At 39.1% G+C, this 15,657-nt stretch carries 14 protein-coding genes; 7 read left to right on the top strand and 7 right to left on the bottom strand.

All coding sequences use genetic code 11. From position 1 onward, the window contains the following. Positions 1-54 precede the first annotated feature (54 nt). The 7 genes from GJU39_RS08985 to GJU39_RS09010 form a co-directional block, all read right to left on the bottom strand. A complete protein-coding gene (locus GJU39_RS08985; protein WP_154280455.1) occupies positions 55-1,026 on the bottom strand; it encodes a Rossmann-fold NAD(P)-binding domain-containing protein in 972 nt (323 codons plus the stop codon). Positions 1,027-1,059: 33 nt separating this feature from the next. Next, complete coding sequence (locus GJU39_RS08990) at positions 1,060-1,431, bottom strand: four helix bundle protein (RefSeq protein WP_154280456.1); 372 nt, start codon at positions 1,429-1,431, stop codon at positions 1,060-1,062. A gap of 4 nt (positions 1,432-1,435) precedes the next feature. Beyond that, positions 1,436-2,584, bottom strand: coding sequence for an aspartate aminotransferase family protein (locus GJU39_RS08995; protein ID WP_154280457.1), 1,149 nt, complete (start codon positions 2,582-2,584; stop codon positions 1,436-1,438). Between the two features lie 31 nt (positions 2,585-2,615). Continuing rightward, the gene (locus GJU39_RS23550) at positions 2,616-2,987 is read right to left on the bottom strand and encodes a four helix bundle protein (RefSeq protein WP_209437611.1); all 372 of its coding nucleotides are present in this window, start codon (positions 2,985-2,987) and stop codon (positions 2,616-2,618) included. A 25-nt stretch (positions 2,988-3,012) separates the two neighbouring features. Then, complete coding sequence (gene argC / locus GJU39_RS09000; RefSeq protein ID WP_154280458.1) at positions 3,013-4,014, bottom strand: N-acetyl-gamma-glutamyl-phosphate reductase; 1,002 nt, start codon at positions 4,012-4,014, stop codon at positions 3,013-3,015. Between the two features lie 89 nt (positions 4,015-4,103). Continuing rightward, complete coding sequence (gene argG, locus GJU39_RS09005) at positions 4,104-5,294, bottom strand: argininosuccinate synthase (RefSeq protein WP_154280459.1); 1,191 nt, start codon at positions 5,292-5,294, stop codon at positions 4,104-4,106. After that, positions 5,294-5,992, bottom strand: coding sequence for a GNAT family N-acetyltransferase (locus GJU39_RS09010; protein WP_154280460.1), 699 nt, complete (start codon positions 5,990-5,992; stop codon positions 5,294-5,296). The genes argG and GJU39_RS09010 overlap by 1 nt, the downstream gene beginning before the upstream one ends. A 577-nt stretch (positions 5,993-6,569) precedes the next feature. Here GJU39_RS09010 and GJU39_RS09015 point away from each other — a divergent pair. The 7 genes from GJU39_RS09015 to GJU39_RS09045 all read left to right on the top strand — a co-directional run bounded on the left by GJU39_RS09015 (position 6,570) and on the right by GJU39_RS09045 (position 15,464). Beyond that, a complete protein-coding gene (locus tag GJU39_RS09015; protein ID WP_154280461.1) occupies positions 6,570-7,271 on the top strand; it encodes a DUF4397 domain-containing protein in 702 nt (233 codons plus the stop codon). A 273-nt stretch (positions 7,272-7,544) separates the two neighbouring features. After that, a complete protein-coding gene (locus GJU39_RS09020; protein ID WP_154280462.1) occupies positions 7,545-9,968 on the top strand; it encodes a TonB-dependent receptor in 2,424 nt (807 codons plus the stop codon). A 63-nt stretch (positions 9,969-10,031) separates the two neighbouring features. Then, on the top strand, positions 10,032-10,742 hold the full coding sequence (locus GJU39_RS09025) for a DUF4198 domain-containing protein (protein WP_154280463.1): 711 nt from the start codon (positions 10,032-10,034) through the stop codon (positions 10,740-10,742). A gap of 71 nt (positions 10,743-10,813) precedes the next feature. Then, a complete protein-coding gene (locus tag GJU39_RS09030) occupies positions 10,814-12,016 on the top strand; it encodes a PepSY-associated TM helix domain-containing protein (RefSeq protein WP_154280464.1) in 1,203 nt (400 codons plus the stop codon). Positions 12,017-12,040: 24 nt separating this feature from the next. After that, entirely contained in the window at positions 12,041-12,961 is a 921-nt protein-coding gene (locus GJU39_RS09035) for a DUF6607 family protein (protein WP_154280465.1), read from the top strand. 117 nt (positions 12,962-13,078) lie between these two features. Beyond that, complete coding sequence (locus GJU39_RS09040) at positions 13,079-14,212, top strand: M28 family metallopeptidase (RefSeq protein ID WP_154280466.1); 1,134 nt, start codon at positions 13,079-13,081, stop codon at positions 14,210-14,212. Between the two features lie 172 nt (positions 14,213-14,384). Next, positions 14,385-15,464: a DUF5694 domain-containing protein gene (locus tag GJU39_RS09045; RefSeq protein WP_154280467.1), complete on the top strand. Its 1,080-nt coding sequence runs from the start codon at positions 14,385-14,387 to the stop codon at positions 15,462-15,464. The last annotated feature ends 193 nt before the right edge of the window (positions 15,465-15,657 follow it).

Consider the following 15,657-nt stretch of genomic DNA (forward strand, 5'->3'; position numbering starts at 1 on the left):
CAGATTAATAATCGCAACATCTGTGTTCATCCTGTTAATCTGTTGTATTTGTTTTTATAACGTTTCCAACATTGCTTTAATTACCGCCTGTGCAGCCCATAATCGGTTACCTGCTTCATGGATAACTAATGAATTTGGTCCGTCGAGAATTTCAGAAGATAATTCCAAATCACGGCGAACGGGTAAACAGTGCATTACTTTAGCATCATTGGTAAACTTGAGTTTTTCGTTGTCCATCATCCATCCACCCGGATAAGATAAAACCTTTCCGTATTCTTCGTAACTGCTCCAGTTTTTCACATATACATAATCAGCGCCAGCTAAAGCTTCTTCAATGTTATACTGAATATCAGCACCTGGCGTAAAATCTTCTGAGAGCTCGTATCCTTCTGGCTGAGCGATGGTAAAATCGATCATTCCTTCTGCCTGTGCTTTACACATCCATTCGGCAAAAGAATTTGGAACCGCTTGCGGCAAAGCTTTTACATGAGGAGCCCAGGCCAGAACAACTTTTGGTTTTGCACCATCAGGTTTTTTCATCCATGTTTCATGAATGGTAATAATATCTGCAAAACTCTGGAGCGGATGACGCGTAGCACTCTCCAGACTCACCACAGGAACCGCGCAGTATTTTACAAATTTGTTAAAGAAATCTTCACTGTAGTCTTCTTCACGGTCGATTAGTTTTGGAAAAGAACGCAATCCGAGAATATCACAGTATTGGCCCATCACTGCAGCAGCTTCGCGAATGTGCTCAACTGTTGAACCATTCATTACTACTCCGTCTTGCGTTTCTAAGGCCCAACCTTCTTTATCCAGATTCATCACCATTACATTCATACCCAGGTTTAAGGCCGCCTTTTGCGTACTTAACCGGGTGCGTAAACTTGGATTCATAAAAACCAAACCTAGGGTTTTGTTTTTACCTAAATCTTGATGTGCATAAGGATTCGCCTTTAATTCAAGCGCATCTTTTACAAATTGTTTGATGCTTGGAACATCATGTACGGAAGTGAAAAGTTTCATTTTTACTACGGTATAAGGTTTGAGGTGTAGGGTTTAAGGTTTTCCTGCACCAGCTCTTAAAAATTTCAAAAAAGAAATTAGCATCGCTCTAACTTCATTAATTGACTGGTTTACTTTTTTATACTCTTCTTCGCTTATGTAATTCAATTCTGAAGCACATAAGCAACAATAATCAATCTCATTTGTCGACCCTAAAGCTGTATCTAGGAAATGTGCAAAATCCTTATCTGTAAATCTACCACATCCTTCAACAATATTTAAAGGAATTGATAAAGAGGCTCTGGTTAATTGAGACGTAAGTTCAAATCTTTCTTCCTTCGGAAATTTTGTGGCAATATCTTTCTTAATGAACATATTTAGTTCATGTGCTTTTTTCCAAACGTCAAGTTTTTTGTAGTCTCGCATAACCTTACGCCTTATGCCCTACACCCTTAACCGCTTTCTTAAAAGCCCCCAAAAATTCATCAGCGTGTGCTTTCGTTAAATTCAAAGCAGGCAGCAAACGGATCACGTTTGGCTTCGCTTCGCCGGTGAAAATATGGTGTGTAAATAGTAATTCTTTTTTAACATGAGCAAGTTCTGCAGGTAACTCAATGCCAATCATCAAACCACGACCACGAACTTCCACAACTTGCTCAAATTTCTTCAGTTCAGCAATCAAATAATTACCAATTTCTTCAGCATTTTTTAACAGGTTTTCTTTTTCAATCACTTCCAAAACTGCAAGAGCCGCAGCGCACGCTAAATGATTGCCGCCAAAAGTGGTCCCTAATTCACCATGCCAGGGTTTAAATTTTGGAGCAATTGAAATTCCTGCGATAGGAAACCCGTTGCCCATTCCTTTTGCCATGGTATAAACATCGGCTTCTACACCAGCATAATCATGCGAGTAAAACAAACCTGTTCTGCCATAACCACATTGCACAGAATCGGCAATGTATACAGCATTGTATTCATCACAAAGTGAACGGATTTTTTGTAAGAAACTTTTCGAGGCTTCTTTAATTCCGCCAACGCCTTGAATACCTTCTATAATAACTGCAGAAATCTCATTTCCCTGTGCTTTAAAAGTTTCTTCTAATGCTACCTCGTTATTAAAAGGCAGGAAAATTACATTTTCAGTCTGGTTAACCGGTGCAACAATTTTTGGGTTATCGGTTACCGCAACGGCTAAAGAGGTACGTCCGTGGAAAGCGCCGCTAAAAGCAATTATTTTCTTTCTTCCGTTGTAAAAAGAGGCCAGTTTCAAAGCATTTTCATTGGCTTCAGCACCAGAGTTAACCAGAAATAACTGGTAATCTTTCTTCCCGGAAACCTGACCTAATTTTTCAGCAAGTTGAGTTTGCAAAGGAATTTTAACAGAGTTGGAGTAAAAGCCAACCTTGTTTAACTGGTCTGTTAAGCGACTTACATAATGTGGATTGGTGTGTCCGATGGAAATCACTGCATGACCACCGTATAAGTCTAAATATTTTTGATCATTCGCATCCCAAACATTGCTGCCTGATGCTTTGGTAATTTCTATATCGTTAAGTGGGTAAACGTCGAATAGTTGCATGGTTATTAGGTTATAAGTTGTACGTTTTAAGTTATAGGTTTGGATGCTTAGTTGTTCTGACTTTTCCAATTAAGCTGATCAGCATTGCCTTAACTTCATTAATTTTATTTGATAAAATTGTAAACTGTTCCTCGGTCAGATAATTCAAATCTTTTGATAGAATCAAAAAGTATTCAGTTTCATTTGCTGAACCTAAAGAAATATTTAAAAAATTCGCCAAATCTGCTTGTGAGTTTTTCCCACATCCTTCGGCAATATTAGCTGGTATTGATGCCGATGCCCGCCGAAGCTGATTTGTTAAACTATAGACTTCTTCTTTTGGGAATTTCGCACTTACTTTATAAATACTTAGCGTAAGGTGATGGGCTTTCTCCCAAACTTTCAAATCTTTAAAATTCTGCATACACTTAAAACGTATTACTTAAAACTTAAAACCCCATAGCCTTCAACCTCAACCCTGCCGTTTCTTCCAGACCAAACATCAGGTTCATATTTTGAACCGCTTGTCCGCTGGCGCCTTTGAGCAGATTATCGATGATGCTGATGATCAATAATTTGTTTCCATGCTTTTCTACATGAACCAGTGCCTTGTTGGTATTTACCACCTGTTTCAAATCAATGTTTTTCCGGCTTACATGTGTAAAAGGATGCGAGCTATAATACTCTTCGTAAATCGTTTGGGCTTCTTCTAAAGTTAAATCGCTTTCTAAGTACAGAGACGCTAAGATTCCACGAGGGAAAGCACCGCGTTGCGGGATAAAGTTTAATGCTTCCGAAAGCGATGGTTGTAACTGCAACAAACTCTCTCCAATCTCATTCAAATGCTGATGATCGAAAGCCTTATAAATCGAAAGGTTATTGTTTCTCCAGCTGAAATGAGAAGTGCCGGAAAGGCTTTGTCCTGCGCCGGTTGAACCGGTAGTTGCATTGATGTGAACTTCTTCGTTGATCAATCCTTTAGCCGCCAATGGCAATAAACCTAACTGAATACAAGTTGCAAAACAGCCTGGATTTGCAATATTTTTAGCTGATTTTATGGCATCACGATTCAACTCGGGTAAACCATAAACAAAGACTTTAGTCTGAAGTCCTGAGTCTGGAGTTGAAAAACTAGCGTTTGCAGCCAACCTGAAATCCTGTGATAAATCGATGATTTTAATGTTATCACTGACTGGATTGGCCGCTAAAAACTTCTTCGCGTCACCATGGCCAACACAAAGAAACAATACGTCAATGTTTTGAGGAATATCACTTACGAATTTAAGATCTGTATCGCCAATTAAATCTGTATGTACATCAGAAACTAAATTCCCGGCATTACTGGTACTGTTTACAAAAGCAATTTCCACATTTGGATGGTTCACCAGAATACGAAGCATTTCGCCACCTGTGTATCCTGCGCCACCAATTATTCCTGCTTTAATTTTCATATTTAAAAGGTTTTGGGTTTAAGGTCTAATGCTTAGGGTTTAGGCGCTTTAACCTTACGCCTTAAACCTCTAAACTTAAACCTCTGAAGCTACGCCTCGCTGTTTACTTTATGCCAAATCATCACCTGATTGCCGAAAATTTTAGAGAAACCCTTAACATCTTCACCACTCCAGGCATTATTCATTTCACCGTAGCTTCCAAATTTATTGCTCATTAAATCGTGGTTCGACTCAATTCCAATGATTTGGAAACGATATGGCAACAATTCGATGAACACTTTACCGCTCACCATTTTTTGGGTATCCGCTAAGAAAGCTTCTATATTCCGCATAATCGGATCATGAAACTGACCTTCATGCAACCAGTTCCCGTAAAAAGAAGATAATTGTTCTTTCCAGCTCAACTGCCACTTCGTTAAGGTATGTTTTTCCAAAGTATGGTGTGCTTTGATGATCAATACTGGTGCAGCAGCTTCGAAACCCACGCGACCTTTAATCCCAATAATGGTATCGCCTACATGGATATCGCGACCGATACCATATGGCTGCGCGATGGCCTGTAACTTTTGAATCGCCCTTACTGGCTCCAGCGTTTCACCATCAACGGCTACCAACTCCCCTTTTTCGAAAGTCAGTTCGATTTTACGAGATGCTGTTTCCGAAACCTGAGTTGGCCATGCACTTTCTGGTAAAGTTTCGTTAGAAGTTAAGGTTTCCTTTCCACCTACAGATGTTCCCCATAAGCCTTTGTTAATCGAATATCTTGCTTTTTCAGCACTGTATTCTACGCCGTGCTCGGCTAAATATTCTATTTCCGCTTCGCGGGATAATTTCAGATCTCTGATTGGTGTGATAATTTCAACTCCGGGAATCAGGATATTGAAAATCATATCGAAACGCACCTGGTCGTTTCCTGCACCTGTACTTCCGTGGGCTACATAATCTGCACCTACTTTTTTAACGTAGTTGGCAATAGCCGTTGCCTGACTTACACGCTCTGCACTAACAGAAAGCGGATAAGTGGCGTTTTTTAATACATTACCAAAAATTAGATATTTGATACATTCATTATAATAACTTTCAGTTTCATCTACCACAGCGTGAGAGGCAACACCTAAAGCATAAGCTCTTTTCTCAATCTCTTGTAATTCTTCTTCAGAAAAACCACCTGTATTTACAATTACAGAATGAACTTCTAATCCGCGATCTTGCGCTAAGTAAATACAACAAAATGAGGTATCAAGACCTCCGCTAAAGGCTAAAACAACTTTCTTCTTCATTATTTAAATAATAAGGTAAATAAAAATAAAATGGATTTCAAGCCACTCTTCGGCTTAGGTTTAACAACTAATTGTTGCTTAATACGCATAAAGCGCTCATATAATTTCGGTTTCCTTTGTAATTCTTCTGCAAATTTCTTTGCCGCATCGTGCTTTTGCGTTGCCGGATCGTAAAGCATAGCGGTGCACATGCAGTTTTTACGTTCCTTCATTTTCAAAATTTCAAAGTTTACGCAGCTTTGGCAGCCTTTCCAAAATTCTTCATCCTGGGTTAATTCAGAGTAGGTAACAGGTTCGTAACCTAAGTCAGAATTGATCTTCATTACAGCTAAACCAGTAGTTAAACCGAAAATTTTGGCTTTAGGATACAGACTTCTGGAAAGCTCGAAAACACGTTCCTTAATGGCATGCGCCAAACCGGCTTTCCTGAATTTCGGAGAAACAATTAATCCGGAGTTGGCTACAAACTGACCATGACTCCACGTTTCGATATAGCAAAAGCCGGCCCAAGTGCCATCTTTATGGAAAGCAATAACTGCTTTACCTTCGATCATTTTACCAGCAACATAATCTGGAGAACGCTTTGCAATACCAGTACCCCGTGCTTTCGCAGATTCGGCCATCTCGGTTACAATTTCTTCTGCAAATACACGATGTTCAGGAAGTGCAACCTGCACTATAAATTCGTTAATATCCATTCGTTTTCTAACGAAAAATTATAAGTATTCTTGTTAATTGGGTTTTTAGAGAGGATCAATTCCTCATTACGTTTAGTGGAGTACTAAATACGTGGAGTAAAATTTTGCCGGCTTGTGGGATAGTAAAATACGGGCTGAAAACGATTAATAAACAAACTCTTCCCAGACACTAATTGCGCTGTAAAAACAGAAAGTTTATGTAAAATTTGTTTAATCATTTCTTGCGTATAAAAACGGCTTTAACTCTATTGAGGTGCAAAGGTTTAAATAAAAATTGAGTTACACAATAATAAACTGTTTTTTTTATTAAATAGTAACGATTTTTTAAACTAGCCTGACCATTATTTTTCTAATAATTAGCTACAATGCCTTCTGTATATCAATTACGGCAATCTTATTAAAAACTGAACACTACCCATAATTTAACATTGTTAAAAAATTAAACTGAACTTTAACATAGCTTAACACCATTTAACACCTCTTCATCATCGTAAAATCAATATTTGTAGCGCTGTAGCGATTACCAGCTCGTAGTCGTTTACGGTTAGATCATACTTTAAAATTAAAACCAAAACTCATGATGATGTTTACCCTAAAGAAGTTTAAATGCTATTCCTTCCTTGCCCTATCTCTACTAATCGGCCTTAACGCTTGTAAAAAACAAGAAGCAGTAGATTCTACCCTATCAAATTTTAGGGTAATTAACATGGCGCCAACGCTGGGCACCTATAATGTTTATTTAAATGGATCGGCACTTACTACTGCTGCCCTGCCATATGTTGGTTCTACAGCTTACAGCACTCAAAATGCAGGCTCTTATGCTTTAAAGTTTACCAGCGGGAACTCGGCTGAAAGCCTGCTCACCAAAACGGTTACACTAAGTGCAAGTGTTTACCAATCTTTTTATTTAATTAACAAGCCGGGTGCCCTGGATGTTCTGGCTATTACAGACGATTTAGGTGTTCCTTCTACAGATAAGGCTTATGTGAGGTTGATTAACCTTTCTCCGGATGCGTCTGCTTTTGATCTGGCCAAAACAAACGCAACAACCAGCTTAACCACTAATAAAACTTTTAAAACCACAAGCGGATTTATTGCAATAGACCCGGGAACATTTACTCTTGATTTGAAAGAAACCGCTGGTGGAACAGTAAAAGCTGTTTCTGAAAGCACAACATTTACGGCAGGCTACCATTATGATGTGATTGCCGGAGGATTAATAACACCAGCCAATGATACCGAAAGACCATTGAGTTTGCGCGTATTACAAATTAAATAATTAGGCATTGAGCAGGTGTTTTCGCTGTCTCTGCAGACAAAGAAAGTACCTGTTTTTAATATGCTCACATTATTTACTAAAGCCATTTAGTTCCGGATTATCTTTTAACCCGCACCTATAAAATTTATCATTAACACTTGATAATCAGTCATTAATTAGATTACGACTGCTTTTAATCGGCTGCCTTATTTAGAATTGTTACAAATTATTTGGATTATAATTTTTTCTGCCGTTATTTTGCGGTTGTTTAGAATTAATCCAAATAAATTTAGCATGCTTAAAATCAGACTTTTTAGTTTCACATTCTTCTTACTATTATGCACTTTGGGTGCCTTTGCCCAACAGGTATCAACCATAAAGGGCAAAGTGACCACTTCAGATGGAAAACCCGCGGCTTACATCACTGTTGGATTAAAAGGGAAAGGCCAGGGTGCTACCACTGATGATGACGGTAAATATACCATCAACCGTGTAAAACCAGGAACTTATACACTCAGGGTATCAGCCGTGGGAATAAATACTTCAGAAAAAAGCATTACGGTTTCAGCTGGTCAAAACATTGTTGTCGATTTTGTACTTCAGGAAAATGACCAGGCTTTAGAGGATGTAACCATCGCCGGGATTAATGAAAAATACAAAGTGAGTTTACCTTCTGCTACCCTTAGATTAAATGAACCGCTTTTAGAAGCCCCGCAAAACATCCAGGTGGTAAGTAGTCAGGCCATTAAGGATCAGCAAATTATAAGCATGAGCGACGGCCTAATCAGAAATGTCAGTGGTGCGGTGCGTTTAGAACATTGGGGTGATATGTATACCAATATTTTAATGAGGGGTTCACAAATTCAAGCCATGCGCAACGGATTTAATGTAGTTTCCTCTTATTGGGGGCCATTAACAGAAGACCTGAGCTTTGTAGACCATATCGAATTTGTAAAAGGCCCGGCTGGTTTTATGCTCGGCAATGGCGATCCAAGTGGAATGTACAATGTGGTAACCAAAAAACCTACTGGCTTAAATCAGGGTGAAGTTTCATTCACCGCCGGAAGTTACGATTTATACAGAACAACCATAGATCTTGATCATAAATTAACTGCTGATGGAAAGTTCTTATTCCGCTTAAATGCAGCTGCACAAAACAAAGCCTCTTTCAGGCCTTTCGAGCATAATGACCGGTATAGCTTTGCCCCTGTGTTAAGCTATCAAATTACGCCAAGCACTAAACTTACTGCAGAGTACACTTTGCAAAATGCTAAAATGACTGAGGTTGGCTCTTATTATCTGTTCAGCACAAAAGGCTATGCCAGCTTACCAAGGGATTTTACCAATACCCAGCCTGGAGTACAACCAACCAGAATTAACGACCACAGCTTAACGTTAAACCTTCAGCAGCAATTGGGCGCAAACTGGAAATTAACAGCTCAGGCGGCTTATTACAAGTACTTGCAAACTGGTTCCAGTTCATGGCCATCTGCTGTTTACGATAATGGAACCATTATCAGAAATGTAGGCATATGGGATGCTGAAAGCACCATGAAATTAGCACAGTTGTTTATCAATGGCACGGTAGAAACTGGTGGTATTGTACACCGGATTCTGGCGGGTTTTGATGGGGGTGAGAAAAACTACATGGCTGATTGGGGTCAATCTCATGATTTAGATTTACCATCATCTCCATTCAATTTAGCAAATCCGTACTACGGTTTCCCATCAAATGGTTATCCGAACTTCGATCGTACCACCAGTTTAGAACAAAGGGCTATTGCTGCGGGTGGATTAATAAACTCAAAATACTTAAGTGGTTACGTTCAGGATGAATTGGGTTTCTGGGAAAACAAAATCAGGTTAACCCTTGCAGGCCGATACACCTATGTAAGTCAGTCTGCCTATGGCAGCCCGCCAGATAAGGCAAAACATGTTACGCCTAGAGTGGGCTTAAGTGTATCTGTTGATAAAAACACTTCGGTTTACGCATTATATGATGAAGCATTCACCCCTCAATCTGGCTTCTTACGTGATGGTTCTACTGCTGAACCCATCACTGGAAACAATAAGGAAATTGGGATTAAGAAAGATTGGTTTGATGGCCGCTGGAATACCACATTATCGGTTTACAGAATCATGAAACAAAATGAACTGGCTGCCGATCCTTCTAATGCAGCTGGTGAAAATTTCAGCGTTGTTGTAAGCGAAAAAAGAGCACAGGGAATAGAATTCGATTTACGTGGCGAAATTGTAAAAGGTTTAAACCTAATTGCAAATTACGCTTATACAGACGGTAAAGTAACAAAGGTTGCAGATGGCTTACAACAATCCACATTATTTGTTGGTCAGGTAATTCCGGGTTTTGCCAAGCATACTTCCAATGCATGGTTAACCTACAGCTTACAGAACGGTACATTAAAAGGTTTTGGCATTTCAGGTGGTTTCACTTATCTGGTAGACCGCGCAACGGCAAACTTTAGTCCTTCCAATCCTGAACAAAATCTACCAGATTATTTTAAACTGGATGGCGGCTTATTCTGGGCAAATAAAAAATTAAGAATTAATGCGAATGTATTTAACCTGTTAGATAAATACCTGTATAGCGGCTCTTACTACACTACTTACTGGAACGCTCCAGACTATAACCAACCCGCATATTCCTGGCAAGCTGAAGCACCAAGAAATTACCGGGTAACGGTAGCTTATAAATTCTAACATCATTGTCCGGTAAAAATTGGTCAGATAGTTTTTACCGGTTCATCCTTAACCAAAAACATCATGAAAACTAAATTATCATTATTATTTTTCTTTTTAGCATTTAGCGTAACGAGTGCTTTTGCACATGCCTTATGGATTGAAACGGCTACAAATGGCAAGAAAGGGCAAGCACAGGAAGTGAAGATTTTCTTCGGAGAATATGAAGCTAATGAACCAGATTCTGCAGCAAAATGGTTCAGTAACTTAAAGTCATTTAAACTCATGTTAACTGCTCCAAATGGCAAAACCACCTTTTTATCGGCTTCGCCGGATGTAAGATTCTACAAAGCCAATTTTACACCAGATCAAAATGGGACTTACAAATTATCAGTAGTACATGTGGTTGCGGATATCTATGATAAAGCTAAAATTGAATATTATGCCTTTGCTGATGTGGCCGTTGGCAGTTCAAAAATAAATGATGCGTTCCCTGCAGAAGCCGCACTAACCATCAGGCCAGAAAAGCATGTTTCAAAAGTTGGCGAATCATCAATGCACCGGGTAATTTACAACAAAGCGCCTTTCGCAAAGCAAAAATTAACGCTGGTGAACCCTGAAAGAAAGGCAATCCCCACCGAGACTGATGCAGAAGGAAAATTCACATTCAAGCCAGAAGCAAAGGGCAATTATTTTGTAGAGGCTTTTACGGAAGATAAAACTGCCGGAAAGCTGAATGGAAAAGACTATGAAAAAGTTTGGCACCTGGTTACTTATACTACCCAGATTAACTAATAAAACATAAAACTATTGATCACCAATTGGCAGCTAAAACTGGTAATTGGTGATTTTTATTCTTGAGATTGATGGCAGAAAAGCAACCCGTACAAAAGAAACCCAGAAAATCGAGGATTCGAAGAATCAGCGATTGGCTACACCTATGGCTTGGCATTGCATCAGGTTTAGTGGTTTTTCACCTGGGGATCACCGGCTGTATCTTTGCTTTTCAAAAAGAGATCACAGAATTTATTCATCAAAAAGAAATTTTTGTGGAAGTACCTGCCAATCCACAAACCGTTCCACTTAGTGTACTCAAACGAACGGCCGAAACGGCACTGGGCGGCAAGAAAGATATCAGTTTTATCTCTACTTATCAAGCTCCGGATCGCGCCTGGGAATTTGGCACTTATAAAGCAGCAGATCCAAAAGCTTTCTGGTATTTCGACTCCATAGATTACTATGATTTAGTGTTGATTAATCCATATACGGGTAAAGTAACGCTGGTTGCAGATCATAAATATGAATTCTTTGCCGTTATTAAAATGCTTCACTGGAGCTTTCTGATTAACCATCCCATCGGCCAGCAAATTATTGGCTGGGCTACCTTTATTTTTGTATTCTTATTGATTTCAGGGATGGTTATGTGGTGGCCGAAGAACCTGAAAAAATCAAACTTTGATAAAAGTTTTAAAGTTAAATGGCGTGCGAAATTTAAGCGGGTCAATTACGACTTACACAATGTATTGGGTTTCTATGTGATGATCATTTGCTTAATGCTGGCGCTCACCGGAATGGTTTGGACGTTTCAATGGTTCCAGACTACAGTTTATGTTGTTGCATCCAGAAGTACTACGCCACCTGTACAAGCCAATGTGCAATCAGATTCTACCAAAACTGTTTCTGCAAATCCATTTGATGTGGCTTTCCATACTGCCAAATTAACGTTTAAAAACTTTGATAGAATTGGCATGTCACCGGCAGCGGGTGGTACAGGAACAATCTACGCAACAGGTTATCATGGCGATGAAACCTACTGGAATTTTGACGTGTTACAATTCGATCAGTATACGGGGAAATTACTCCACCGTAAAAATCAATCTGATAAAAATGCAGGTGAAGCTTTAATTGGGATGAATTATGATATTCACGTGGGTGCCATCCTCGGCTTACCTGGAAAAATCCTGGCATTTTTTGGCAGTTTCATCGCAGCCAGTTTACCCATCACTGGTTTCATTATCTGGTGGGGCAAAAAGAAAAAGAAGAAAAATCCTGCAGTTGCAGATGTGTAAACACAACCTAAATCCTAAAATAAAATGAAAATTTTTAACCTTCTCTTCGCGCTAACAGTATTTTTAACGGTCAACTTGCATGCTCAAGACAAGCTGGAGCAAGATCGAAAAGCAATTAAATCTTTAGCTGGCTTCTATAAAGTTACCTTCAATTATGGCGAAGTAACTTCCCCTAATCCAGGTTACCAATTCAGCAAGCCCTACCGCAGCCATGGAAATGAATGGGCTGAAATAATTGTCGATGAACCTAAACGAATCGTCATTCAACACTTATTGGCCATAAACGATTCTACGGTTATAAAACACTGGCGCCAAGATTGGACGTATGAAGATCCTGAAATTATGCTTTACACTCAGGATAATGCGTGGACGAAAAAAACATTAACTCCAACAGAAGTAAAAGGCAAATGGACACAAAAAATTTATCAGGTAGATGATAGTCCGCGGTACCAGGGCTATGGAACGTGGAGCCATGTAGGTGGCCATGATGCCTGGTCGAGCGAAACCGATTCTCCACTTCCAAGAAGAGAATCTACTGTACGTAAAGATTATAACGTGTTAAACCGAGGCAGCAGAATTACGATTACCACAGATGGCTGGATGTTTGAGCAGGATAATAAAAAAGTGCTTCGTACACCACAAGGTGATCAGTTAGTAGCGGTAGAAAAAGGTTATGAAGAATTTACAAAAACAGACCCGAAGAAGTTTGAATACGCTCAGAAATGGTGGAATACACAGAAAAACTATTGGGCAGATGTTCGTGAGGTTTGGGCTGATTTAGCTAAAACATCGTCAGCAGACTTCAAAGTTCAGACAAAAGTAAATGATAAATTACTTTACGAAACCCTGTTCTCTTTAGGTGATCAATCTATTAAAGACAATTGGACTTCAGCTCAAAATAAAGAGAAAGTTAAAGCCGCATTACAGCCGTATTTAGGAAAATAAATAATTTAACTTTCGTTCTTTGGTGTGCGCTCGTTTATAACGAGTGCACAAATATCCAAACGATTTTATCGTTTAAAAAGGGAAATTCATTTAACTTACCCCTCCTGGATCACCTTTATGAAAAAGATCGTCATTTTGTTATTTATCCTTTCCTCTGCCAATGGTTTTGCTCAGGATGCTCTTTACGTACGCAAAACCATTAATACACTTACGGCTCCTCTATTTTGGGGAAGAGGCTATACCAAAGATGGCATGAAAAAAGCGGCTGATTTCTTATCAGCAGAATATAGAAAGATCGGATTATCCCCGATGGGTAATGATTTTAAGCAAGGGTTTTCTTTTCCTGTAAATACGTTTCCAGGTAAAATGCTGGTAGAAATTAACGGGAAGGCACTTCGACCTGGAAAAGACTTTATCATCAGCAATGCCAGCCCATCGGTAAAACAAAACGGAAGTTTGCAGGCAATCGATAGTACACATTTTGCGGTCAATCCAAATTTAAAAGTTGAGTTGAAAGACAAGCTTACCTGGTCTGTAGCCACAGAAGTTTCAACGGAAACAACAATTGAAATTAGCCGTAAGAATTTCACAGGCGTTCCAAAGCAGCTAAAGGTTGAAATAGAAAATCAGTTTATTCAAAATTTTCAAGCATCAAATGTTTGCGGTTTGGTAAAGGGCACAAAATATCCGGACTCTATGCTGGTGATTACTGCCCATTACGATCATTTAGGCGGAATGGGAAAAGACACTTATTTCCCGGGTGCCAATGATAACGCTGCCGGAGTGGCTACCTTGTTAAGTCTGGCGAAATATTACAAAGCCAATCCACAACCATACTCAATTGGCTTTATTTGTTTCGCAGGCGAAGAAGCCGGCCTAATGGGTTCGAGGTATTTTGTTGAAAACCCATTGATGCCTTTAAGTAAGATTAAATTTCTGATTAACCTCGACCTGGTTGGAACCGGCGAAAGCGGAATGACCGTTGTGAACGCAAGTGTTTATCCGAAAGCATTTTCTTTAATGAATAAAATTAATGATGAGGAGAAATTAATTTCAAAAATTAATGCCCGCGGAAAAGCCGCAAACAGCGATCATTACTTTTTTACCGAGAAAGGCGTTCCAGCTTTCTTTATATACACCCAAGGCGGCCCAACGGCCTATCACGATGTATTTGATCAAGCCGAAACTTTACCACTTACCGAGTATAAAGATTTATTTAAGCTGATTGTTAATTTCTATAAAACGATCTAATAACGTTTATCCGGGTGATCCAAAAGCTGATCTCAAATCAGCTGATTCGCTCTCCAAACCAGAAAACCTCAACGATCAGATTTCGGATAATATTTCGAGCCGTTGGGATAATTAAATATTCCAGTTGCAGGCAGTTTTTCATCTTTGAATCAACAAAACCAAAATAAGATTCATGATGAAAACAATAACTAACCTTGGCCTTACCTTATTACTTTTACTTGGCATTGCAATAGAAGCAAATGCCCAAAATCAAATCGAAATTGTAATCGTGGGCTCTGCTCATGATAACTCGAAATCAACACAGAATTTTCAGGCAGTTATAAACAAATTGAAAAACTTCCAGCCTGATATGGTTTTTGGAGAATATTTGCCAGCGGAAGATTATGCAAAACTGGAAAATGACCATTGGGCTAAAAAGGCTTTTCAAAACAAGTACGACTATGTGCAAAAACGAAATCCGGAAACGGTAAAAAACATAGATACTAAAATTAAAAAAGAGTTAAAAGCACTTAACTCTTTTCCATTCTATCACAAAACCCGCATGGATTTGGCAGTGAACTATGCTAAAAAATGGGATCGTGGAAATGCAGATTATCAAATTTTCGTTTTAGAAACAGAAATGAAAAATAGTTTCGGTAAAGAAGAACAAGCGGCCTACGTGAAAACACTTGGCAGTTCTGACTCCTTAAAAGCCATTAAATTTTTCAGACCAGGCAGCGAATACAGTAAAATCTATTTTCCATTAGTTTATCAATTGAAACAAGATCAGATTTACAATATGGATTGCCAGACATATGACAAACCCTGGGGCATTGCCTGGGCAAAAACAGATTCTTTGTATAAAGTGATGCTGACAAAAGCAAAGGCCGATACGACTTCAGCAGAGGCAGCAACGGTAAAAGCCATAGACGCTTATTCATCATTCACACCAGAAGAGGCGAAAGCTTATAATGAAGATGCTTATGCGGGGATGAATAGCCAGAAATATAGCGTATTAGACGAGTCCTGGAACTTTTACGGTGGAAGCCATTTCTATGGATACGCTGGTTTTCCCACCGAATCGGTTAAAGCGATGATGAAACAATGGGAACTCAGAAATGAAGGCATGTGTAAAAACATCATCGATCAGGCCAAAGCCAAAAAAGCGAAGCGGGTTGTTGTAGGCGTTGGTGCTTCACACCGTAAATGGATGGAAGAAATTCTGGCTAAAAATCCGGAAGTTAAAATCATTAACTTCAACGACCTTAAGTAAGAAAATATATTTTTGATTTAAAGAGGCTGTATCATAAATCAATTTGTTTTTGGAACTTGTCATGTTGAGCTTGTCGAAACGCCCTAAAAGGCATTTTTGTAAGTCCTTCGACAAGCTCAGGATGAACTGTGTTTAAATCCAAATAATAATTAAAATTTTTCCAAATAATATTTTGTTTTAGGAAGGTTGTAAC

Origin of the sequence: Pedobacter petrophilus, from assembly GCF_009674725.1 — a bacterium.
Classification (GTDB): Bacteria; Bacteroidota; Bacteroidia; order Sphingobacteriales; family Sphingobacteriaceae; genus Pedobacter; species Pedobacter petrophilus.